22 protein-coding genes and 1 riboswitch are annotated in these 23519 nt (G+C 38.5%); of the genes, 16 read left to right on the top strand and 6 right to left on the bottom strand.

The features are described 5' to 3' along the window. Positions 1-90: 90 nt before the first annotated feature. Positions 91-2388: a 5-methyltetrahydropteroyltriglutamate--homocysteine S-methyltransferase gene (gene metE, locus NSQ61_RS16530; protein ID WP_340807591.1), complete on the bottom strand. Its 2298-nt coding sequence runs from the start codon at positions 2386-2388 to the stop codon at positions 91-93. Positions 2389-2526: 138 nt separating this feature from the next. Then, positions 2527-2726: riboswitch (cobalamin riboswitch) on the bottom strand. Between the two features lie 398 nt (positions 2727-3124). Between metE and nfsA the strand changes: the two genes are divergently transcribed. The 6 genes from nfsA (at position 3125) to NSQ61_RS16560 (ending at position 9419) form a co-directional block, all read left to right on the top strand. Further along, a complete protein-coding gene (gene nfsA / locus NSQ61_RS16535) occupies positions 3125-3874 on the top strand; it encodes an oxygen-insensitive NADPH nitroreductase (RefSeq protein WP_063389132.1) in 750 nt (249 codons plus the stop codon). A gap of 493 nt (positions 3875-4367) precedes the next feature. Further along, positions 4368-5333 (top strand): cytochrome aa3 quinol oxidase subunit II, encoded by a 966-nt coding sequence (gene qoxA / locus NSQ61_RS16540; protein ID WP_063389080.1) that lies wholly within the window; start codon positions 4368-4370, stop codon positions 5331-5333. A 23-nt stretch (positions 5334-5356) separates the two neighbouring features. Next, a complete protein-coding gene (gene qoxB / locus NSQ61_RS16545) occupies positions 5357-7297 on the top strand; it encodes a cytochrome aa3 quinol oxidase subunit I (protein ID WP_144597612.1) in 1941 nt (646 codons plus the stop codon). A 1-nt stretch (position 7298) separates the two neighbouring features. Then, entirely contained in the window at positions 7299-7913 is a 615-nt protein-coding gene (gene qoxC / locus NSQ61_RS16550) for a cytochrome aa3 quinol oxidase subunit III (protein ID WP_144597610.1), read from the top strand. A gap of 1 nt (position 7914) precedes the next feature. Further along, on the top strand, positions 7915-8220 hold the full coding sequence (gene qoxD / locus NSQ61_RS16555; RefSeq protein WP_063389077.1) for a cytochrome aa3 quinol oxidase subunit IV: 306 nt from the start codon (positions 7915-7917) through the stop codon (positions 8218-8220). 494 nt (positions 8221-8714) lie between these two features. Further along, positions 8715-9419: a TrmH family RNA methyltransferase gene (locus NSQ61_RS16560; RefSeq protein WP_240326741.1), complete on the top strand. Its 705-nt coding sequence runs from the start codon at positions 8715-8717 to the stop codon at positions 9417-9419. A 41-nt stretch (positions 9420-9460) separates the two neighbouring features. Here NSQ61_RS16560 and NSQ61_RS16565 read toward each other — a convergent pair whose 3' ends face one another. Together NSQ61_RS16565 and NSQ61_RS16570 are read right to left on the bottom strand one after the other, a co-directional pair. Continuing rightward, on the bottom strand, positions 9461-9742 hold the full coding sequence (locus NSQ61_RS16565; protein WP_235600486.1) for a biotin/lipoyl-binding protein: 282 nt from the start codon (positions 9740-9742) through the stop codon (positions 9461-9463). Between the two features lie 220 nt (positions 9743-9962). Then, the gene (locus NSQ61_RS16570; RefSeq protein WP_094245809.1) at positions 9963-11324 is read right to left on the bottom strand and encodes an IS4 family transposase; all 1362 of its coding nucleotides are present in this window, start codon (positions 11322-11324) and stop codon (positions 9963-9965) included. Positions 11325-11577: 253 nt separating this feature from the next. Here NSQ61_RS16570 and NSQ61_RS16575 point away from each other — a divergent pair, with 253 nt between their 5' ends. Both NSQ61_RS16575 and NSQ61_RS16580 read left to right on the top strand, forming a co-directional pair. Continuing rightward, positions 11578-12408 (top strand): glycerophosphodiester phosphodiesterase, encoded by an 831-nt coding sequence (locus tag NSQ61_RS16575; protein ID WP_340807595.1) that lies wholly within the window; start codon positions 11578-11580, stop codon positions 12406-12408. Positions 12409-12718: 310 nt separating this feature from the next. Continuing rightward, positions 12719-14185 (top strand): nicotinate phosphoribosyltransferase, encoded by a 1467-nt coding sequence (locus NSQ61_RS16580; protein ID WP_066251373.1) that lies wholly within the window; start codon positions 12719-12721, stop codon positions 14183-14185. Positions 14186-14246: 61 nt separating this feature from the next. Here NSQ61_RS16580 and NSQ61_RS16585 read toward each other — a convergent pair whose 3' ends face one another. Further along, entirely contained in the window at positions 14247-15056 is an 810-nt protein-coding gene (locus NSQ61_RS16585) for a bifunctional hydroxymethylpyrimidine kinase/phosphomethylpyrimidine kinase (RefSeq protein WP_066251370.1), read from the bottom strand. A 200-nt stretch (positions 15057-15256) separates the two neighbouring features. On the opposite strand from NSQ61_RS16585, the gene NSQ61_RS16590 reads away from it, so the two are divergent. Next, positions 15257-15829 (top strand): TetR/AcrR family transcriptional regulator, encoded by a 573-nt coding sequence (locus NSQ61_RS16590; RefSeq protein WP_157727879.1) that lies wholly within the window; start codon positions 15257-15259, stop codon positions 15827-15829. A gap of 82 nt (positions 15830-15911) precedes the next feature. Continuing rightward, the gene (locus NSQ61_RS16595; RefSeq protein WP_340807599.1) at positions 15912-16859 is read left to right on the top strand and encodes an SDR family NAD(P)-dependent oxidoreductase; all 948 of its coding nucleotides are present in this window, start codon (positions 15912-15914) and stop codon (positions 16857-16859) included. Between the two features lie 138 nt (positions 16860-16997). Here the strand turns inward: NSQ61_RS16595 and NSQ61_RS16600 are convergent, their stop codons facing one another. Further along, positions 16998-17633 (bottom strand): L,D-transpeptidase, encoded by a 636-nt coding sequence (locus tag NSQ61_RS16600; protein WP_339198048.1) that lies wholly within the window; start codon positions 17631-17633, stop codon positions 16998-17000. Positions 17634-18381: 748 nt separating this feature from the next. Here NSQ61_RS16600 and NSQ61_RS16610 point away from each other — a divergent pair. The 3 genes from NSQ61_RS16610 (at position 18382) to NSQ61_RS16620 (ending at position 20590) form a co-directional block, all read left to right on the top strand. Beyond that, complete coding sequence (locus NSQ61_RS16610) at positions 18382-19065, top strand: uracil-DNA glycosylase (protein ID WP_063389069.1); 684 nt, start codon at positions 18382-18384, stop codon at positions 19063-19065. Positions 19066-19959: 894 nt separating this feature from the next. Beyond that, positions 19960-20133, top strand: a complete 174-nt coding sequence (locus NSQ61_RS16615; protein ID WP_161939832.1) for a hypothetical protein — start codon at positions 19960-19962, stop codon at positions 20131-20133. Positions 20134-20161: 28 nt separating this feature from the next. After that, positions 20162-20590 (top strand): hypothetical protein, encoded by a 429-nt coding sequence (locus tag NSQ61_RS16620; protein ID WP_063389066.1) that lies wholly within the window; start codon positions 20162-20164, stop codon positions 20588-20590. 717 nt (positions 20591-21307) lie between these two features. On the opposite strand, the gene speE is transcribed toward NSQ61_RS16620, so the two are convergent. After that, positions 21308-22156 carry a polyamine aminopropyltransferase gene (gene speE, locus NSQ61_RS16625; protein WP_340807603.1) on the bottom strand — a complete coding sequence of 283 codons (849 nt, stop codon included), beginning with the start codon at positions 22154-22156 and terminating at the stop codon, positions 21308-21310. A gap of 152 nt (positions 22157-22308) precedes the next feature. Between speE and NSQ61_RS16630 the strand changes: the two genes are divergently transcribed. The 3 genes from NSQ61_RS16630 (at position 22309) to NSQ61_RS16640 (ending at position 23507) form a co-directional block, all read left to right on the top strand. Beyond that, positions 22309-22614, top strand: coding sequence for a YwdI family protein (locus NSQ61_RS16630; protein ID WP_144597606.1), 306 nt, complete (start codon positions 22309-22311; stop codon positions 22612-22614). 80 nt (positions 22615-22694) lie between these two features. Further along, entirely contained in the window at positions 22695-23066 is a 372-nt protein-coding gene (locus NSQ61_RS16635) for a DUF423 domain-containing protein (RefSeq protein WP_063389063.1), read from the top strand. A 285-nt stretch (positions 23067-23351) separates the two neighbouring features. Continuing rightward, positions 23352-23507 carry a cytochrome c oxidase subunit 2A gene (locus tag NSQ61_RS16640; protein ID WP_117016867.1) on the top strand — a complete coding sequence of 52 codons (156 nt, stop codon included), beginning with the start codon at positions 23352-23354 and terminating at the stop codon, positions 23505-23507. Positions 23508-23519: the final 12 nt, after the last annotated feature.

Genomic DNA, 23519 nt, shown 5'->3' on the forward strand with positions numbered 1-23519 from the left:
AGGCTCCTTTTTTAAATGAAAGTATAGAAACTGACATTTCTGCCGGTTTTATCGGGATTTGACTGCTGAGAGAATCGGGCCATACTTTTCTTAAATTTGTGCAGCAGTTATTTTTTCTCGATAGGTTTTCGCAGCTTCGACCATGACTTTTAAAGCACTAATCGTTTCATCCACTGATCTTGTTTTTAGTCCGCAGTCAGGGTTAACCCAAAACTGGCGCACGTCAAGCACTGCTAAGGCGCGGTCGATATTTTTTGCCATTTCTTCAACGGATGGAATTCGCGGGCTGTGAATGTCATATACGCCTAAGCCAATCTCTCTTTTATATTGATACGTTTCAAAAGCATGAACAAGCTCTCCATGGCTTCGGGAAGATTCAATAGAAATGACATCCGCATCAAGGTCATCAATTGCCTCCATGATATCCTCAAATTGCGAATAGCACATATGAGTATGGATTTGTGTTTCCGGACGAACAGAGCTGGTGGCGAGCTTGAAGGCTTCAGCAGCTCCTTCGATATATTCTTTTTGTTTTGATTGTTTCAGAGGCAATCCTTCACGTAATGCAGGCTCATCAACTTGAATCATGCCTATTCCATTTTTCTCTAAAGCTAGCACTTCTTCGCGAATGGCAAGGGCGAGCTGGCGAAGAACGCTTATACGGTCGATGTCATTGCGCACAAATGACCAGTTTAGGATCGTGACAGGTCCTGTCAGCATCCCTTTAACAGGCTTGCTTGTCAGTGATTGTGCATATACGCTTTCTTTTACGGTCATCGGCTGATCAAATGCTACATCTCCGTAAATAATCGGCGGTCTCACGCATCGTGACCCGTATGATTGCACCCAGCCGTTATTCGTAACAGCAATTCCATTTAATTTTTCCCCGAAAAATTCGACCATATCGGTCCGTTCAAATTCCCCATGGACGAATACGTCTAAACCGAGCTGCTCTTGAATGTCAATCCATTTTTTTATTTCATTATTGATGACCGATTCATACTGCTCGTTTGAATATTCGCCTTTCCGCCATTTTAAGCGGATTTGCCGGATTTCTTTCGTCTGCGGAAAGCTTCCGATCGTAGTAGTTGGTAAAATCGGCAGATTCCATCTTTTTTTATGCAGTTTTTGCCGTTCGGTATAATCCAAGCGTTTCGTTGGATATGCTCCGATATTTTTGGCGGCCTCTTGAACCTTCTCATTTGTCCGAAAGGAAGAATGGATAAAATCCGTATAAGAGCGGTCATATTGTTTTAAATCATCGATCGTTCTTTTCCCTTTTGCATATTGAGCGAGTTCATTTACTTCATCCAATTTTTCATCAGCAAAGGAAAGAGCATTTTTCAATATGGACGGCAAGCTCTGTTCGTTTTGAACTGTAACAGGTACATGAAGCAAGCTGCATGAAGGCTGAATGATCAATCTATCAATATCTACATATTGCGCAAGATCATCGATTTCCTTAGCTTTCGATACTAAGGATGCTTTCCAAATGTTGCGGCCGTCGATCAAACCAGCTGCGAGAATTTTGTCTTTCGGAAAGCCGAGCGTTTTGATGTTCGACAGATTGACGCCATGATCATGTACAAAGTCCAGGCCAATTGCAGCGACAGGAAGAGACACAATTTCTTGATAATGGGTTATACTTTCAAAGTATGTTTGCAAAATGATATTTAACGAAGGAAGCGCTTTGTGGAAAGCATCGTATACCTCTTTAAACAAAGGAATCGATGAATCATCTAGCTCCTGTACAAGAATCGGCTCATCAATTTGCACCCATTTCGCACCGGCCTGAGCAAGTTCCGTCAACAATTGGACGTAAACAGGAATTAAAGCAGACAAATGTTTATGAAAATCGTGTTGATCGTATTGTTTTGCCAGCTTTAAAAAAGTAATTGGACCTAGCAAAACCGGTTTTGCTTCAATATTCAGCTCGTTTTTCGCTTCCTGAAAAAGTTCAAGCAGACGGTTCTTTACTAACGCCGGCGTTTTATTTTCAAGCTCCGGAACAATATAATGGTAGTTTGTGTTGAACCATTTGGTCATTTCCATTGCTTCTGCTTCATCAGAGCCTCTAGCCATTGCAAAATATGTTTTTAATGAAGTCGGCTCCATATGCTGGAATCTAGAAGGAATATACCCAAACATAAAAGCAGTATCGAGGACATGGTCATATAATGAAAAATCTCCGACAGGAATCAGGTCTATTCCTTTTTCCTTCTGTTTTTTCAGATTGAGAAGACGTATATCTTTTAATGTTTCCTCCAAGCTGCTTTCTGAAATGTTTCCGTTCCAAAATGATTCCAGCGCTCTTTTCCATTCTCTTCTTTCACCAATTCTTGGATAGCCAAGATTTGAACTAATTAATGTCAATAATGACACCCCCATTTGATTTGTATCTCAACACATAATAAAAACCCTCTTTTTACGCGTGAAAGAGGGAATTGTGGACTCTAACTCGTGTTGAGATACATGAAGGGCTTAAATCTCAACATGGCTTCATCACTCCTCCCTATGACGCGTAGGTGGCAGTGCATACAACAGGCAGGTCTCCTGACTTAGGATCATCGCTTTCGATCCTCCTTCCCATTTCAAAAATTGAAACAGTGGATGATGGCCAAAAGCTCCCCATCACAGTGGCGCGACCGTGTTGGAATTTCACCAATCTTCCCTTTTAAGCGCATATTGCCGACGCAATATGACGCACCTGCTGCTTGGAACACTATATGAAACTATAATTATCAGAATAGATGATTTTTTTTGTTTTTTCAATCCCTATTTTTTAGGTTCAGAAAAGTGCTGCCCTATTTTGGGAAATCAATGGACAGAAGCAGAAATTCGCATACAAATTGCGAAATGTTTATAGGGTCGTTTTTAAAATTTAATTTTTCTAATAACGTAAATTTGAAAAATTTTGTTGTTTACAATACAGGAGCGTTGTAGTGAATAGTTTGAGATACGATGGTAAAATTAGGTGCTTGGAGCCTTCACTGAAAAAGGAGCTGTAAAAAACGTATTTTTCAATACGAATCATTTGAAAGAGAAGCATTTTCATGTTAATACTTGGATTGGAAGAAGTGTGATTTTTCAAAAAATAAGTGAGACCATAGAAAGGATGATTATGTTGAACGACATTATCAAAACCATTTTAAATCACCGTTCCGTTCGTCATTTTGAGGATCGGCCTTTGACAGATGAGCAAATCCGATTAATTGTCGAATGCGCCCAAGCCGCTTCAACTTCAAGTTACATGCAAGCCTATTCCATTATCGGGGTGAAAAATATACAAACGAAAAAAAAGCTCGCTGAACAGGCAGGAAACCAAGCTTACGTAGAGAAGAGCGGACATTTATTTATTTTTTGCGCTGATTTGCACCGTCATGAAGTCATTGGTGAAATGGAAGGCAAAAATGTAGAAGATTCATTGAGGAGCACTGAAAAATTTATGGTAGCTCTCATTGATGCTGCACTGGCCGCTCAAAATGCTGCGTTGGCGGCTGAGTCAATGGGACTCGGCATTTGCTACATCGGAGGCATCCGCAATAATTTAGAAGAAGTATCGAAGCTGTTGAAAATTCCAAACAAGGTTATTCCTCTTTTTGCATTAACTGTCGGCTACCCTGCAAAAGAAACGGCGAAAAAACCAAGAATACCTTTTGAGCATATTTATCATGAGGAAGAATATAAGCAAGATCAAGAAGCATATGTGCGCGAGCTTGAACAATATAATGAAATAGTATCCAATTATTATGATCAGCGAACAAACGGGATTCGCAAAGATACTTGGACTGGTCAAATGGCTCGCATGCTTTCGAATCCGACAAGAATGTACATGAAGCAATTTGTTGAGAAAAAAGGATTGAATTTAAACTAAAGCTTCAGCTCCTATCTCGATTTTATGAAGATAGGAGCTTTATTTTTGAACAGAAAATTGTATGTAAGTCATTTATCCGAACTCTTCCTTTCAGCGTGAATTTGTTTATTTTTCCCCTGACTCGGCTGCTAACTCATTCTGCTTATTTCCTCACTTGGCAACTTGGCAAATTTAGAATGATACATCGGTTCAAGAAATCAGATGAAAACGTCATTTTTCAGCTTCTTCACGTATATCCCTCGAATACATTCCCATCAGCTTTTATTTGGAAAATATAGAGGAGATTCCCTGAAAAAACGGAATTTCTCTATATTGTGTCAGATTCGTGGCAAAAATTTTACAAAAAATTTATCGTTTCTTGACTGTTTTTTGAATTAAAGTTTATTTCGATAAAAATGTGATAAAGTTCATTTACAACTCAATTAATTTTTGAATCGATTAAGTCGGTTTTTTATGAAAATTTAAAACATTTCTGATTTGAGAGGGATCGAAAATGCCGGCACAACAACAAAAATGGTTGAACTTGTTTATGAAGGTTTTACCACTGTCATTGCTTTTTTTGTTGACAGGTTGCAGTGAACGCTTTGTTTTATTAAATCCGAAAGGACCTGTTGCAGAGGTTCAAAAGGATTTAATCCTTTGGTCAATTTGGTTTATGCTGTTTATTATTGTTGTCATCTTTGTGCTGTTTGCCGTTATTTTATGGAAATACAGGGAGAGACCGGAAAATCTTGATTATGAGCCTCCTGACCAGCACGGAAATACACTTCTGGAAATCATTTGGACAGCTATTCCTGTGTTGATTGTCATTGCATTGGCGATACCAACGGTTAAGGCGACTTTTGAGCTTGAAAAACCGCCGAAGGAATCTAGAGGAGTTGAACCAATTGTAATTCATGCGACAGCAGCCGATTGGAAATGGATTTTCAGCTATCCGGAGGAAAATATTGAAACAGTCAATTATGTCAACATTCCAAAAGATGTTCCAGTTGAATTTAAATTGACAGCTGTCGGCGGGATGAGCGCTTTATGGATTCCAGAGTTGGGCGGACAAAAATATAATATGGCTGGAATGGGAATGACTCTTTATTTGCAGGCTGATCATGTCGGTACGTTTAAAGGGCGGAATTCAAATTTTACAGGAGAAGGATTTGCCCATCAAACATTTGATGTGAACGCAATGGAAAAAGAAGATTTTTATAAATGGGTGAAAGAAACACAAGCATCAGCTCCATTGCTGACGAAAAAACAATTTAACGAAATCATCCAAGTCGGAGTTTTAAAAGATAAATTGACTTTTTCTGGAACACACTTGGCGTGGGTTGATTTTGCGAAACCAGGTGAGCATTTAGACAATATCCCTGCAAAAGAAAAGCACGGTACCATAAAATTGGAGGAAGTTGAATCTGATCATCATGATAATCGTGAACATGAAAGCCATCAGCACGAAGGACATTAATCGGAAGGAAGGAGGAACGTGCTGTGAAATGGGATGAATTTTTCGTTACCGGCGAACCCCTTATATATATGGCGGATGCAGCCATTGTATTAACAATTATTGGTATCGTTTTTGTATTAACCTATTTTAAAAAATGGAAATGGCTGTGGAAAGAGTGGCTAACGACTGTTGACCATAAAAAAATAGGGATTATGTATATTATTTCCGCCGTATTAATGCTATTCCGAGGGGGCGTAGACGCACTTTTAATGCGCGCCCAATTGACAGTGCCAAATAATACGTTTTTAGATTCACAGCATTATAATGAAATTTTCACTACACATGGAACCATTATGATTTTATTTATGGCAATGCCGTTCATATTCGGGATCATGAACATTGCAGTTCCTCTCCAAATTGGAGCTAGAGATGTGGCGTTCCCGTATTTGAATGCACTCAGCTTCTGGACGTTTTTCTTTGGCGCCTTGCTGTTCAACATTTCATTTGTGATCGGCGGCTCACCGGATGCAGGGTGGACGGCATACATGCCTCTTGCTGGAAATGAACTCAGCCCGGGGCCGGGCCAAAATTATTATTTATTAGGATTGCAAATTTCAGGGATCGGTTCATTAATCTCCGGTATTAATTTCATTGTAACGATTCTAAAAATGAGAGCTCCTGGAATGACTTTAATGCGCATGCCGATGTTTACATGGGCAACACTTATTACGTCTATATTGGTTGTTTTCGCTTTTCCGGTATTGACGGTTGCTTTAGCATTAATGACGTTGGACAGAATATTTGGCACTCACTTTTTTACGCTTTCAGGCGATGGAGTGCCAATGCATTGGGCGAACCTGTTCTGGATTTGGGGGCACCCGGAAGTGTATATTGCCATTTTGCCAGCGTTTGGGGTTTTTTCGGAAGTTGTCTCAACGTTTGCAAGAAAACGTCTTTTCGGTTATACAGCCATGGTTTGGTCCATGGTGGCGATTTCTGTATTAAGTATGCTCGTTTGGGTGCACCACTTTTTCACAATGGGTTCAGGAGCCCCGGTTAATGCATTTTTCTCTGTATCGACGATGGCGATAGCCATACCGACAGGGGTAAAAATCTTTAACTGGCTCTTCACTTTATATAAAGGTCGAATCAAATTCACATCTGCGATGCTATGGTCTTTGGCGTTTATTCCAACTTTCGTCATCGGCGGGGTTACAGGTGTGATGCTTTCGATGGCTGCGGCCGATTACCAATATCATAATACGTATTTCCTTGTAGCCCATTTCCATAATACGTTAATTTGCGGTACGGTCTTTGCTGTCTTTGCAGCGCTTCATTATTGGTATCCGAAAATGTTTGGCGTCATTTTAAATGAAAAGCTCGGCAAAATTACGTTCTGGTTTTTCGTCCTTGGCTTTAATGTATGTTTCTTGCCGCAATATGTTTTAGGATTTATGGGCATGCCAAGAAGAATTTACACATATCCGGCAGATGCCGGCTGGACGGAATTAAACGTCATTTCGACTATTGGCGCAGTTATGATGGGAATCGGCTTTATCTTCCTGTGTATTAATGTTGTGTACACGTACTTTAAAGGCGAGCGTGACCTCACGGGAGATCCTTGGGATGGCCGAACGCTGGAATGGTCTATTCCGTCGCCTGCACCGCATTACAACTTTGCCGTAACACCGCAGGTAAAAGGTCTTGACGCTTGGTGGATGATGAAGAAGGAACGGAAAGAAGGAAAAGAAGAAGAGAAGCCGGAATATAAACCAATCCATATGCCATCAAATTCGGGGCGGCCTTTCATCATGTCGATCTTCTTCTTTATAGCCGGATTCGGTTTAGTTTTCGAATGGATGCCGGTTGCGATCATCGGATTGATCGGCGTTATAATCTGCATGATTTTGCGCTCTTTTGAATATGATGATGGATACTATGTGCCGGTCGAAGAAATTAAACAGACGGAAGCAGGGAGGGAGTAACATGTCGGAAATTGCTCCAAAACAATCGAATCTTCCACTTGAGTATTCAACGAAACAAAATCAATTAAATATTTTAGGTTTTTGGATTTTTCTCGGGGCAGAGCTTGCCCTGTTTGCCACCCTCTTTGCTACGTATCTTGTGCTCGTCTCCAGAACAGCGGGCGGACCAGGTCCCGAGGAATTGTATGAGTTGAAAACAGTTTTGATTGAAACTTTTCTTCTGCTTACAAGCAGCTTCACTTGCGGTCTTGCCGTTTATGAAATGCGAAGAGGCAAGCAAGCCGGTATGATCGGCTGGCTGATTGTTACGATATTGTTGGGAATCGGTTTTTTGTACTTTGAAATAGAAGAGTTTATTTTGTATGCTGTCCATGAAGGTGCAACAATGCAAACAAGCGCGTTCCTTTCATCCTTCTTCACTCTTGTTGGAACGCACGGGCTTCATGTCACGATCGGGATATTTTGGATTTTGATTATCATTTTGCAGGTGCTGAAAAGAGGTCTTAACGCGGATACGGCAAGAAAAGTGTTTATTTCAAGTCTATATTGGCATTTCCTTGATGTCGTTTGGATTTTCCTCTTCACACTCGTCTATTTGACAGGGATGGTGAGTTAACTTGGCACAAAACGAAAAAGGATTTCCTTGGAAGCATGTCTTCGGGTTTTTGTTGTCCATAATATTGACGTTATTGGCGGTGTGGATTACATTTTCAACCGATCTGCCAACAAATACGATTATTACGTTAATTGTCGTTTTAGCATTTTGCCAAGCGTTTATTCAGCTTTTGCTGTTCATGCATATGAAAGAAGGAGAAAGCGGTTCTTGGCAGGCAACAATGATTTATTACGGGATCTATATCGCAATTGTCATTGTTGCAGGGTCTATATGGGTTATGTCCTTGGGCCATCAACATCACTATTAACATAAGCGTCCCGAAAAAAGGTTACGAGACCTCTTTTCGGGATTTTTTTGTTCAAAACAAGCAATTGAGTGTTTTCTGTTTGTAAACTGTGCATAAGTGGATAAGTTTATCAACAAATGTGAATTATTTAATCATATATGTAGTAGGGAACAAATGTGCCAATACGAAATGTGGATAGCTAATGTGGATATGTGGATAAAATATGTGTAAAAGCTGTTTATAGTAGGGGGATTTCCTGTGAATATCCGTTGATATATACAAAGAAGCTTTGCGGAAATTTTCTTCTTTTAAAAAAACAAATGTTTATACTTTGTTGTTTTTGCCCAATGAGTACGAACGAAACAGTACAAAGATAATGTGGATAAACTGTTTATATTTAACCTGATCTATAACGTTTCCAGCTATAGGAGGTAGATTTTTTTTGGAGAAGACGTATAATAAATGAGAACGTTCGATCTTCTTGCCCGCACGTGCTTTCAAGGAGGTAAAGGGATGTGAATGTTAATAAAGAAAATAATATTGTGGAATTATTGCTGAAAGAGAAGATTGTAAATGATGAGGATCGCCAAATTCTTGATATGATTGTGCCGGAAAGGCTGAATCGTTTATATGAGGTATTGAAGGAACGGACTCGTTACGTATCCATATTGTTGGAAGCGGTGGATGACGGCCATAATCAAGCGGCTGTTCTTCGTTCTGCCGAAGCTTTTGGCGTGCAGAATGTAACGGTTGTCACCGGAAGAGCGCCTTTTGCCCCTAATGAATTGGTGACGAAAAGTGCAGACAAATGGCTGACAATTGATTATCAATCAGATATTAGTGCAGCCATCAGTCAATTAAAAAAGAAAGGATATCAAATATATGTTAGCCATTTGAGTGAACAGGCTGTTCCTCTTGAAAAGCTTGATGTAAGCAGACCGACTGTCCTTGTTTTTGGAAATGAACATAGCGGTGTTTCAAAAGAGGCGGTTGACATGGCTGACAGAACGTTTGTAATTCCTATGAAAGGATTTGTGCAAAGCTTAAACATTTCCGTTGCTGCTGCCTTGTCAATTAAACATATAACGGATCTTGCAAAGGGGAGAGCTGGCGCCGAGTATTATTTAACATTGGAAGAAAAACAGGAGATCTTTCGGGATTGGATGCTTAAGTCGTTAAATAACCGATTGAGAAAAATTGTTGTTGCTCAATACAAGTAGCTATTACTGGACCCCTTTTTTCTTCTTAGGGGTCCTAATTCTTAATCGCTGCCAGTGACTATTAAATCTTCATCAATGTATGCTAAGACTGCTCCAGGAATAACCCGATCTCCCTCTTTGACGAACAGCTTGTCAATGATTCCTCCAATACCGACGCTGATTTGGACAAGAGTACCCTCATCCGTTTGAATGGTAAACAACGGTTCCCATTCATAAATCCGGTTTTTTGCTTCGGTCATAATTTTTTTTATGACACCATAAAACGGACTTGTCACAATTTCTTTATTTCCCCATGTTTTTGTCATCACGTCTTTTCTAATCATTCCATCACTCTCCTTGAACTTAAGATTTTTTGCATAGGACATAATCCGGGACAAAAGCGAAATGGGTGTTATGAAGAGGAGATTTGGCCAAAACTTCTCATCATGAGGTGCAGGCTGGAAACAATGGTGTGTTGTAAGATGCGCTAATTAAAAATTTTTTTATATTCTAAATACTATTCTATTCCAAAACGAAATATCCTGCAAAAGAAAAATAAAATTCTCAACTTTCGCAGCTCAATTTTGGTAAATAAGCCTTGATATAATTAGGCAAAACTACAATCCATTTACGTAATTGACTTTCGATGAATTTTTTAATCTTTTGATTTACATTTTGAAGTGCATCTTCAAGAATTTCAATGAGTAGTTGAAGTGCAAAGGCCCAATCTAGTTCATCGATTTCATCACAAAGTTCATAAAAAATGCCGCCTAATGTTCGATAATCTGTACTTACTCGGTTTTGCCAAGACAAAACAATGTACCTTGTAAACACAATAGTGGTATGGCTGATCATGGAATCATAAGATCTTCCTTGGAACTCTTTTTGGAGTTTCAATAAGGATTTGACTGTTTTGAAGAATACTTCAATATCCCAACGTATCCCATAAATACGAATGATTTCTTGATCCGATAAAGTACAGTCTGTACTCAAAATAGCTAGCCACTGTCTCTTTTTATTACGATTACGGACAAATACCACTTTAACAGGTACGCCATTTGCCATCGTTGTGTGAATAGAGCGCAAAATACCCTTTTGATGTTGTGATGGTTTAGCTGTTTGGTATAGTTTTTTTAGGCTCACCCATTCACCGTTCACTTGATATCTTTGTTTTGTATCCTTCACCATTCCAATAACATCCAACCCTTGATCCACAATGGACTTGATCAAAGGCTGTTGGGTAAACCATGTATCCATTAAAACGTATGAGGCATCGATTCCTTGAGAAAGTGCCCGTTTAATCATATTGGGAATAACTTCCGGCGCTTTTTGTAAAGCTTCGACACGCCGCTTATAACCGGATGTACGCTTATCGATTCGGTTATCAATCCCATTGATTTGGGAATTCGTAGAGCTTAATAAAGCAAAATCAATAGGCAAAAATGTAGCACCATCTGACCAGCCGAGTGTAAGCATACGAAATCCTTTGTAATAACGCATTTTTTGAGAAGAATGATCGAAACAGCGAGCAAGCAGTTCAACCTTTTTACTGCGATTTCGTTCATAAGATGAGTCGTCCACGATCAGCACTTTCGGACGGTCGTGTCTCGTTAAACTACTTACCTTCATAATGGTGAAAGTACTCAAAACAAGTAAAAACCTGCGCCAATTGTATTGAGGGTTATTTAAGAAGCGATAAATAGCGTTTTTTTCCGGCAAATCTTTAGCTTTTTTACTTTGAAGAAGTCGAAACAAATTTTTGCCTTCAAAAACTAAACTAAAAACTAGCTGGAATAAATAGGCGCAGGAATAACCGAAACCCTTGTTAATTCCCACTTTCCTTAAATATTTTAAGATTTCAAGTTCATCAAATATAGCTTTTACTTCTTTTGGTAGTTGATTGTTCAGTCTGTTATTCGTTATCATAATAAGAGACACCTCACCTGCTTTTGGTAATGTTTTTTCTGGACAATTAAACTATACCAAAAGTTGAGGTGTTTTTTTTTTGCAAATTTTTATGTCAAGAAGTATTCGAAACAACCAACAAACCCATTAACCGTAAGGCTTAGAAATCCAATTTACTGTGAGAAAGTTGAGTAAAATTGTAAAAAAAATGTTATAAATTAATGTAAGTGATTATTATTTAGTATAAATCCAAAAAAAACGGGGATGGTTATGCATGCTTGATTATGTTCGTTATTATGTTCACCGCTTTTTTTATAAAATATTTCATTTTAAAAAAGAGCCCAACAAAACAATTGCCGTCGCACATCGGGGAGCATCTGGATATGCTCCGGAAAACACATTTGCAGCTTTTGATCTCGCTATTGACATGAAGGCGGATTATTTAGAATTGGATGTACGGATGACGAAAGACGGGTTGCTCGCCGTTATTCATGATGAAACGATTGATCGTACAACAAACGGGTCAGGTTTAGTTAAAAATTTCACATATGAAGAACTAAAACAATTTGATGCTGGAGCTTGGTTTCATCGAAAATTTTCCGGAGAAAAAATACCGCTTTTATGCGATGTCCTTAAGAAATACAGGGGGAAGATCAATTTTTTAATAGAAGTCAAAGAACCGAAAAAGCAGTTCGGCATTGTAGAGAGGTTGGCAAAAGAACTGATCGAAAAAGGGGATCAGCAACTGAATGTGGTCGTTCAATCCTTTGATACCGCTTTTTTACAGGAATTCCACAGTGTCTTGCCGTCGATTTCTCTTGGAGTGCTCATCGGATATAGACATGGCGCTATTACGGAGGAGAATTTACAGCAATATGCAGCATTTGCGACATATATCAATCCGAATAAAGCGCTTGTAACCCCTAAATTAGTTTATATGATTCATCAGAACGGCATGAAAATTATGCCTTATACAGCTAGAGATATACACGATATTCAACATTTAATGGCCATGAATGTCGATGGAATTATTACGGATTATCCCGATTATTTGACAAGTTTGCCAAAATCGCTCTCTTATAGTAAAAGAAGCAGGATTAGGTAATTTCGGCTTTTAAAATGGACACTAATTTTGGCAAATATTGAATGACGGTATAGAAAGGAGTACAATACGGTTAGTGCTTTCATAATATAATGGAGATTCGTCCTTGAGATTTGTTTCAACGATTAAGCCCGTTAGAAAGATCTGATAGATTGCAAGGAAGCTTGAAGGGGATGCCTGCTATGAAAGGTTTCAAATTTTTGCTGAACAGGCTTCATCCATCTATCATCGCCGCTAGACACAAATGGGCCTCTTGGACATTTCAACATTCCGTATGGAACAGACAGCGATTAAATATTATGGGGGTTTCATGATGATGAAAATGTATAATGATGATAGTTTGATGCTCCATACCGATTTATACCAAATCAACATGGTCGAATCGTATTGGAGGGATGACATCCACCAAAAAAAGGCAGTTTTTGAGTTGTTTTTTAGAAGACTTCCTTTTGGGAGCGGTTACGCTGTTTTTGCCGGCCTGGAACGAATTATTGATTATATACAAAATTTCCGCTTCACAGAAGAGGACCTTGCTTATTTAAGGGAAGAGCTGAATTACAAAGAAGATTTTATCCGTTACTTGGAGAACCTTCGTTTTACCGGCACGATTCGGTCCATGAAAGAAGGAGAGCTTGTATTTGGAAATGAACCGATTTTGCGTGTGGAAGCCCCTCTAGGGGAAGCGCAGCTTATTGAAACAGCTCTTTTAAATATTGTGAACTATCAAACGCTTATCGCAACAAAGGCTTCAAGAATTAAACAAATTATTGGAAATGAATCAGCGCTTGAATTTGGAACAAGAAGAGCCCATGAGATGGATGCAGCTATTTGGGGAACCCGTGCAGCTTATATTGCCGGCTTTGATGGGACAAGCAATGTCCGAGCAGGGAAGATTTTCGGAATTCCTGTTTCCGGAACCCACGCACATGCATTTGTTCAAACGTATCGTGATGAATATGTTGCATTTTGTAAATATGCAAGTACTCATAAAGACTGCGTTTTTTTGGTGGATACATATGATACGCTTCGCTCCGGTGTTCCGAATGCCATTCGGGTTGCAAAAGAATTTGGCGATAAAATTAATTTTATCGGTATTCGCCTTGACAGCGGGGATTTGGCTTATCTGTCCAAAAAAGCGAGAAAAATGCTTGATGATGCTGGTTTCCATAACGCAAAAATTATAGCTTCGAGCGATCTTGATGAACATACGATTGTCAATTTAAAAGCTGAAGGAGCGAAAATCGATGTGTGGGGAATTGGAACGAAGCTGATTACCGCCTACGACCAGCCTGCATTGGGAGCTGTGTACAAATTGGTTGCCATTGAAGGGGACGACGGCAAATTAGTCGATACAATAAAAATTTCATCAAATCCGGAAAAAGTGACAACACCAGGCTTGAAAAATGTATATCGAATTATCAACAACAAGGATAAGAGGGCTGAAGGAGATTATATTACATTACATTTTGAACAGCCGCAAAAAGAAAAGCGGCTGAAAATGTTCCATCCTGTCCATACATTTATCAAAAAATATGTAACCGATTTTACGGCAAAGGATTTGCATCACGATATTTTTGTTGATGGCGAGCTTACGTATGAATGTCCTTCATTGGAAGAAATCCGGTCATATGTAAAAGAAAATTTGGAGCTGTTATGGGATGAATATAAACGCATTTTAAATCCTGCCGAATACCCTGTTGATCTGAGCGAATTGTGCTGGGAAAATAAAATGAGAAATATTGAGGAAGTAAAGCAAAAAGTTAAAAATATGGATTATTAACATGAAAAGAGCCGAACGAACAGCCACAATGGTCGTGAGCTAATCGATTCGGCTCTATTATTTATTCGTATAATCTTAATGCGGCATGACAAGTTGGGCCGACATATTGATTTAAAGGAAAGGAATGGCGGATGGCTGCTGTAATAAACTTTTTGGCGGAATAAACGGCTTCTTTAACCGTTTTGCCATTTGCTAGTTCAGCTGTAATCGCGCTTGAATATGTGCACCCAGCACCATGTGTATAGGTTGTGTCGATTCGTTCGCCTTCTAGGATTTCAAAATCCTTTCCGTCATATAAAACATCAACAGCATATTTATGTTCAAGCTTTCCGCCGCCTTTCACCAAAACATATTTTGCACCAAGATCATGAATAATGGCAGCTGCTTCTTTCATTTGATCGACCGTTTGAATAGTACCTAACCCGCTCAATTGCCCTGCTTCAAAGAGATTTGGAGTAATAACCGTCGCGACTTTTGTCAGAGAATTGCGAATCGCTTCCGCATGGTCGGGATAAAGCACTTCATCTGCCCCTTTGCATACCATGACAGGATCGATGACCGTGTTTTTTAAATTATATTTTTTAATTGTATCTGCTGCCAGCTCGACAATTTCTGCTGTTGGGAGCATTCCGGTTTTCATGGCATCTACACCGACTCCCTCTATAATCGTTGCGAGCTGGGCCTTTATGGTATCGATTTCAATAGGGAATACTTGATGCTGCCATCCGTTATGAGGATCCATTGCTACAATTGTAGTGACCGCAGTCATTCCATAAACTCCGTATTCTTGGAACGTTTTTAAGTCCGCTTGTAAACCTGCTCCACCGCTGGAATCGGAACCTGCGATCGTCAAGGCTTTTTTCATTGTCATTTTGTTACCTCCATCCAGCTGTAAAGATTTTATAACAACATTATAGCAGTTTGTACCATAAGAAGAGAAAAACATTTGCTTAAAAACAAAAAAAGGATTAAAATATAATTAACCATCGGTTAATAAATAAGAATGCAGCTAAATGCCAACACGCCAAAATCAGAGGCACGCTTGTTGTTGTTAAGAAAGGAATGGAACAATTGGCTCCAAGAAAAAAAGACACTGAATTAACAAAAGAGGCAATTATGAATGCTGCTAGAGAGCTTTTTGTCATAAAAGGATATGAACATGTTTCCATGCGAGAAATCGCCAAAGAATTGCACTGCACACATGGAGCGCTTTATTATCATTTTCAAAATAAAGCAGAGCTTTTTTATAAAATTGTGCAGACGGATTTTCAATTTTTAGACGGGCTGTTAGAAAAAGTGCTGCAAGCCTCGTATTCTTCTAAAGAAGAAGCTGTAAAAACGATCTTGTTAAAGTTTATTGAATTCGGGCTGACATATAAAAGTCATTATAAGCTGATGTTTTTAACACAAAATCTCGAGCTTGATATGCTGATGGAGCAAGAGCCGAATAAGTCATATGAACGTTTTGCGCAGGCTATTTTTCAGTTTGCTCCCGATAAAGCAAATCCAACAGTCATTTGGTGTTTGTTTCTTGCAGTAAGCGGTTTTGTAACGAAATATGTACAGACCGATGCTGAGTATAAAGATATGGAAGGACTTGCTGAACAATATGTTGCTTTTTTAATCAAAGGATTTTTAAGTTGAAAAAAGTAATAAGCACTTAAGCTTATTTACTTTTTTGCATATTATTGACCAATGGTTAATTTTAAGATCGGAGGTAAAAAGGATGAGAAAAGCGGTTATTTTAGGTGCATCAGGCGGAATGGGCTACAATTTAGTTCATGAATTGCTGAATAGAGAGAATATTGAGGTTGTCGCCGTAGCCCGCAATACAGAAAAAATGAAAAAAATGTTTCACCGTTTGAACGATCGCGTCAGCATTGTCGCTGGAGATGCCCTCCATCGATCCAGCATCTTGCAAGCATGCGAAGGTGCGGAATGGATTTTCCATGCCATTAACATACCGTATCCGCAGTGGGAGAGAGATCTATTGATCATCATGGAAAATGTGCTGGCGGCAGCAAAAAAAGAAAAAGCTAAGCTTGTTGTCGTTGATAATATTTATGCATATGGACGGTCAAATGGAAAAACAATGTCCGAGACTGATCCGAAAAATCCTCATACTAAAAAAGGAAAAATACGATTGCGGCTTGCTGAAATGGTGGAAAAGAGTGGAGTAGACTACTTGATCGCTCACTTCCCCGATTTTTACGGTCCATGTGGGGAAAAAACATTGTTGCATCATACGTTAAAAAAAGTTGTCCAAAATAAACGATCTCAATTTATCGGGGATTTAAATATACCGAGGGAATATATTTTTTTGCCGGACGGTGCCAAAGCTTTAGTTGAGCTTGCATTAAGGGACGATACCTATCATGAGCACTGGAATATACCGGGGGCGGGAGTTATTTCCGGACGGGAAATTATTCAAATCTTGAGGGAAAAGCTTCAATATGAAAAGAAAGTAAGTGTTGTCACGAAATCGATGATTTATTTTTTAGGGTTATTCAGCCCGATGATGAAGGAAATGGTTGAAATGATGTACTTAGTCGAAGAGCCTGTCGTATTATCGGGTGAAAAATTTGAAAAAAGAATCGGGCCGCTGCCAAAAACTCCTTACGAACAAGGCATCATCGCAACTGTTGATTTTATGAAACATCAAGAAGAAGCGTGATCACTCCCGATGTTGCAACTGGCTTCGCATGGAACGGAGAGACTAAATGCTCAATACTTTCCCGATTTCGTCTAATTCAGCAAACCTTTTGAGTGGAACGGAGTAATTCAGCTGCTTGCTCCGTCTCCGCCCCATGGTTTATTGTTTAGCAAAAGCTCCCTGCGGTGAATACATATTTTCGGGTGATTTCGTTAACTGTTCCCTTGCAAACAGCACTCTTCCATTCCGAATAGTGACAGGAACCCCTTGTTCAGTATAATATCCATGCTCTTTTGCAATAACGTCAAAGCTTTTATTGGATTTTAGAATAATGACTGGCGTATGCAGCTCAACTTTTTCAAAGAGCCAGCGAATTTCGGCGTTATGCATGCGGACACATCCGCTGCTTGCATACGTTCCAATCGATCTTGGATTATTATTGCCGTGAATGGCAAAATTGTTTCCATAATATCCTAAAGCATCAAGACCAAGCCAGCGATCACCCAATGGATTTCTCGGGTCTCCTCCTGGAATCTTTTCTTTAAAATAAGGGCGGTTTTTAATTTTTGTGACAATGGGGAAAATGCCTTCTGGAGTTAGCTGAGCATATTTTCCTGTTGCGACATGAAATACTCTTTGAAGAATTCCGTCTTCAAAAAATGCCAGTTTATTTACGCTCTTGTTTATTATGATCAGCTGACCATCAATCTTTTGTTCAGCTGCAACTGGTGATGAAAGAATAAAAAAGAAACAAGAAATAAATGCGATACCTATATAGATTTTCTTTATGCTCATATGTTTTTAAACCTGTCCTTTCTGTTCATTCTCTTTATAAAATTATGTGCTTATGCAAAGAACTATTCAAAAAAAGCTGCAATTACGAAAAAATTTGTAATCAAAAAGAAACATAAATAATTTTTTTGTGAACTTGAATAAAGGAGTAAGCAAAAAAATTATTTCCGTCGTGTGTATCGACATCAAGCTAGAAACCTCTTCTAGCAAATGATTGGGATGAGGTGTGCCTCAGGATCATGACCCTCGCCTAAAATGCCTTCCTTATGGGCGTCTGCCACATTAAAGCATCGAGAGGGGCAGCATATTTGATGTCGTAGGCCTTGTCCGTCTGTTTCAGCATTTTTTCAATGACGAGCTTTGTCTCATTTGGCTATTCGGTAATAGTTAAAAATGAATGGATATTCCGTTTACCTGCGAGTTTCTAACAGACGAAAATCAATAGAATCGTCAGAACATTTGCGTTATCTTGGAGCATTACGGCTTGTTTAAACGTGATAAAAATGCATCAAATGTTTTTCGTACATTTAGGGCACCAAGCTTCTCACTTTATAATGGGAACGGCAAAAAAGTTGATATTTCAGTCTTTACTGCGATTTTTGCCCTCTTGCTTCTGTCGAAAGCCTTAATGTTTCATGTGGAACATTTTGCAAAATATTAGCGACAGCTGTCACCCTTTGACAAAAAAAGCCGAATCATCATAACATTAAAAATAGTGATAGATCAGTAGAAGCTAAGAGGGTGGCAAACGTTGAAGCAGATTTTAAAAAATGATTGGTGGGGACTGTTGAAAGAAGAGTTTGAAAAGCCATACTACAAAGAGCTGCGGGAATTTTTGAAGCAGGAATATGCCCATCATACGATTTATCCGGATATGTACGACATTTTTAATGCTTTGCATTACACGCCTTATGAAGAAGTAAAGGTTGTCATTTTAGGCCAAGATCCGTATCATGGACCAAATCAAGCACATGGATTAAGCTTTTCCGTAAAGCCGGGGATTGCTCAGCCGCCGTCTCTGAAAAATATTTTCATCGAGCTTGAGAACGATCTCGGCTGCAAGCCTCCAAACCACGGTCATCTTGTCAAATGGGCGAAGCAAGGTGTTCTATTATTGAACACTGTGCTGACGGTAAGGCAGGGACTAGCCAATTCTCATAAAGGAAAAGGATGGGAACAATTTACCGATCGAGTGATTAGCTGTTTAAACGAGCGAGAGCGTCCAGTCGTCTTTATTTTATGGGGAAGGCATGCACAGGCGAAAAAAGAAATGATTAACATGAATAAGCATTTTGTCATTGAGTCGCCGCATCCATCGCCATTTTCGGCAAACAGAGGCTTTTTTGGCAGCAGGCCTTTTTCTAAAGCAAATCAATTTTTAAAGTCCATCGGATCAGAAGAAATTGACTGGTGCATCAGCGATAATGACATTTAATTGCTGCCTGCCGTTTGCGTGATAAGTGGAAACATGAAAAAGGGACTATCCAAAAATAAAACGGATGAAGAAACATCATAAAGTTTTTCTTCATCCGTCTTTTTTTTTGGAGATTCTGTTGAAAGTGAATGATTTTCCGGACGCTTTCAATAGATTGTGTTCCATGGCCACAATTCCAACTCCGTTTGGACTTTCGAAAGCCCTCGAAAAGAAAATCTGCGGAACGACCGATTGCCTTAATATGACGGGGCGCACTTTCTGCCTCGGTTTTTCTTCAAGAATAGATTTGTGCACCCTCGTCATTGCATTGGAATCTGTCATATTTGCGCATGAAAGGATTTTTTAGGAAATATTGAAGCAATATAGACTTGTAAAACGTCTTTCAAATAGAAAGGAGGTTCGAAGCAAATGACCAATATCTCAAGACTACAAAAGCATCGCTTTGTTCTTTGCGGAGTAGAGGATTTGACAAAGTACGATCATTCCTAACAATTTTATTTATTACAAGGAGGAAAAATATGTTAAAAAAAGGTATCTTAATCTTAAACAGCAATACTATTAACAACATTCGTAGGATTTGAAGGTAATAAAACAAGTGCTGCGACAAATGAATCAACTACTGTATTACCAACTGAAAATGATTATGATGCTTTAAATAATGAGAAAAAAGAGTTAGTTCTCGACTATAATAGTTTTGCTAAAAATTATCAATTAGATAGACCAGGTTCTATTACAGTAACTGACCCAGTTAGACTTAGCGGCGTTCAAACAAACTCTGTTCCTAGCTATGCAGTTAAAAAAGCTTTAAAATGGGCGATTAGTAACACTACTACCATAACTAATTTTGTAGGTAAAACTTTAGGGAAAGACGCAACTGTTAAAGTAGGAAATTTAATGCATACTTACGTTAAACCTGCTTTAAGAAAATTAGAAAGTGTGGAAAATTTAACCTATGGTAAGATAGAAGATGCTGTTTATCAAGCATTAAAAAAACCTCTAGGAAAAACCACAGCTAGAATTGTAGCCTCCGTAATTAGAGAAGCTATTGAATTTTTGGCTCCAGTGTAAGACACATAGGTAGGGAGGGGAAGTATGAATGAAAGAATTAGAGGATAGAATTAAACATATTGAAGAAGAAATTGAACAAATTAACAGACTTGATAAAGAAACATATCAATTAACACAAAAACTGGGTAAAGTAATGAAACTATTGGTTGAACTTGTTGAAACAAACAAACATATTGATAAAAATGATATAGACTATGTTCTTTTAAAATTAAATATTGATGCAACTAAGTATCATAAATTAACCTTATTAGTCAGTAAAACAGAAAGAATGTATAGAAAAACTGGTGAATTTCCAAATCTTCAGGAGTTTCATCAGTATGTCATTGAAACACTTTCTCTCACTGATGAAGACAAACAAAGTTTTCCAATTGAAGTTACTGAAAACCTATTAAAAAAATTTGCAAAAGATGAAGATAACCTTTTTCCAGTATGCAAAAAGATTCTTTCAACAAAATAATAAAAGAGCACACTCGTCCGAGTCGAATTCTGGTTAACTAAAACTGATTTCCGAGCAATAATTAAAGGTGGAATTGGTGGAGCAGTTGCAGGAGCTATCGTAGGGGCTATTTTATCTGAATATGTAACTGGCGTCCCAGTATAGAAAGTATAATTATAGTAAATATTCTATAGTCTTTCCCCAATTGGGGGAGAAATGATTATTATGAAACAAGCCGTTTTTTCCGCAGTTTTTGCGGGATTAGTTGTTTTAGTAGGTGAGTATATTTCACAAATAGTTTCATCAAGTTATCAAAATACCATTTGATGATTGGCATCCCATTTATTTGTAAACTGTTTGAAAAATAAGCAACATATCATATTTTAGACTTTCTGATAAAGTCGCTAAATGAAGTAAGTGGAGAAAACAGCTCGTTTTTCTTCATTGGCTTTTGTATTTTTGAAAGTAGCTGGCGAATACCAGCATAGGCGAATTCCCAGTTGCAAAAGAGATTTTATCTAAGTGAGAGGTGCTTTACCATCGCCTCTCACTTTTTGCGTTTCTTTAAGCAAATTCTCGTCTTTGTCTGATTGCAATATTATGTACTTTATTTTGCAGCACACAGTTCTTTCTTAATTGTTCGTTTGACGCTTGCATTTTTACTAGAAAGTGTGTTTTTTTGTCAAAAAAAATAGAGGCCCAAAAAGCCAACTTTCAATGACTTTTGGGCCAGCTCCATTATTTCAATGCTTGCTGCAAAAACTCAGGAAGCTTAAAGCATCCTTCGAGAATGGCTTGATTTACATATTTTGTATCTTTCGAAAAATTGTCCGACTTTACATCTTCATATTTTTTCGATCCGATTGTAAAGCTCCATAGTCCTCCCGGATATGTAGGAACAACAGCTGTGTATAGTTTTGTAATCGGGAATAAAGATTGAATATGGCTATAAGACCGTTTTAAAACATCCAAATGGAAAACAGGCGATTGACTTTGGCATACCATGAGGCCATCGTCTTTTAACGTTTTATATAGGTTGGTATAAAAATCTTTTGAAAACAGCTGTTCTGCCGGTCCAATCGGGTCAGAAGAGTCAACAATGATCACATCGTATTCATTTTGTTTGTTTTCTACATATTTCACGCCGTCAATAAATAAGAAATTTACGCGCGGGTCGCTTAAGTTTCCTGACACTTCAGGCAGATGCTCCTTGCATGCGGAAACGACAAGCTCGTCAATTTCCACCATATCGATTTCCTTCACTGAATCATATTTGCATACTTCTCTGGCAACACCGCAGTCTCCGCCGCCGATGATCAGCACTTTTTCCGGATTTGGGTGGAGATTGAGCGGGACATGGGAAATCATTTCATTATATATATGCCCATCAATAGAAGTGGTTTGCACAACTCCATCTAGCACTAGCATGCGGCCAAAATCATATGAATCCAATACCATAACATGTTGAAAAGGGGATTGCTTTGAAAAAAGCACTTCTTTGATTCTATAGCTGATTTTTAAATTTTCTCTTTCATCTTCTGTTAACCATAAATCGCCGTTTATTGTTTGCAAATATTGATTGTCCATCTGCAGGCCCTCCTTGTGCTCAAAAATTCCTTACTTATTGTAACAAGTTTGTTATGAAAAGTGAATGAAGCAGACAAGTTTGTCAATAAGGAAAAAATCAAATATGATAAAAAAAAGCAAGATCATTATCTTTCAATAAGGAGCGATAGGAGTTGAATATACCGGTCTCAAGCATAATAGGAAAAATGGAGGAGGAACTGAAAAAGGCAAAGGCAGCAGGAACACCTCATGATCTAAAAGCCCGGCTTCTTGTCATCCGTTCTTTATGTGATGTTATTTTGGATCAACAAGAGGAAAATTATGATTTTTCAGCTAGTCAAGAGCCAAAAAGCGAAAGTGAAATAACTCCATTAGAGCTGGAAAAAATGATCGGAAATGCAAACAGCAAAACGCTGACAATGAAAGAACGTTTGTTGGTCGAAGACGATGCAAATGGAGAATCTATTTTTGATTTCTAACAAAATCTTGTCATCTGTAAAATCTTCATTTAAAAAAAACGGACGATAAGGTAAGATGAAGGGAAAAAGGGGTGAAGATGATGAAAATATTTTTCATTCTTGGAGCCGTCGGTGCTTTTTTGTCTGTAGCTTTAGGAGCATTCGGCGCCCATGGTTTGGAAGGGAAAATTCCGCAAAAATATTTGGAGACATGGCAAACAGGTGTACAATATCAAATGTTCCATTCGATAGGCCTTTTTGTCACGGCTCTGTTTTTGCAGCAGCATCCGCAGGCAGGCTATGCAAATTGGGCCGGGTGGCTGATGCTCATCGGTATTCTCCTGTTTTCCGGAAGCCTGTATATATTAAGTGTGACGCAGATCAAAGTGTTAGGTGCAATTACGCCGCTTGGAGGCATTTCATTTTTAATTGCATGGGTTCTTCTTGCTGTTGCTGCAGTTAAATATATGTAAATATAAACGTCTGTCTACTATATCGGGACAGGCGTTTTTTTGTGCAAAGAAATGAAAGGGTGACCTTCTTAACCGATTCAAAGGTCATAGCCAGAGCTTCATCCAAAAATGTGTCCCGTTCATTTTGGCTCCTAGCTTCCTAATGATAGAAGATTCAGTGTGAATGCAATGTTTTTTGTTCAACATACTGTCAAAAAGTACTATGAAAAATGTGATTTTTTTCACAGATTGACTAACGTAAGCTAAACTACAATTTTTTTAAAAGAAGAAAAGGTGGTGTTATGGGTGGCAAAAGAATTCATCTCCGATAAAAAAGAGCAGGAAATTGCTCAAAAGAAAGAATATTCGTTATTTGGCACTTTTTTATCTGTTCTTATGCTGGCTCTTTTTTTAATACTTTCTTGGTTTGGAGTTTACTACTTATTTATTCAACGATTATAAAGGAGGGGGATC

The organism is Aeribacillus sp. FSL K6-1121, assembly GCF_038003725.1.
GTDB lineage: Bacteria > Bacillota > Bacilli > Bacillales > Aeribacillaceae > Aeribacillus > Aeribacillus composti.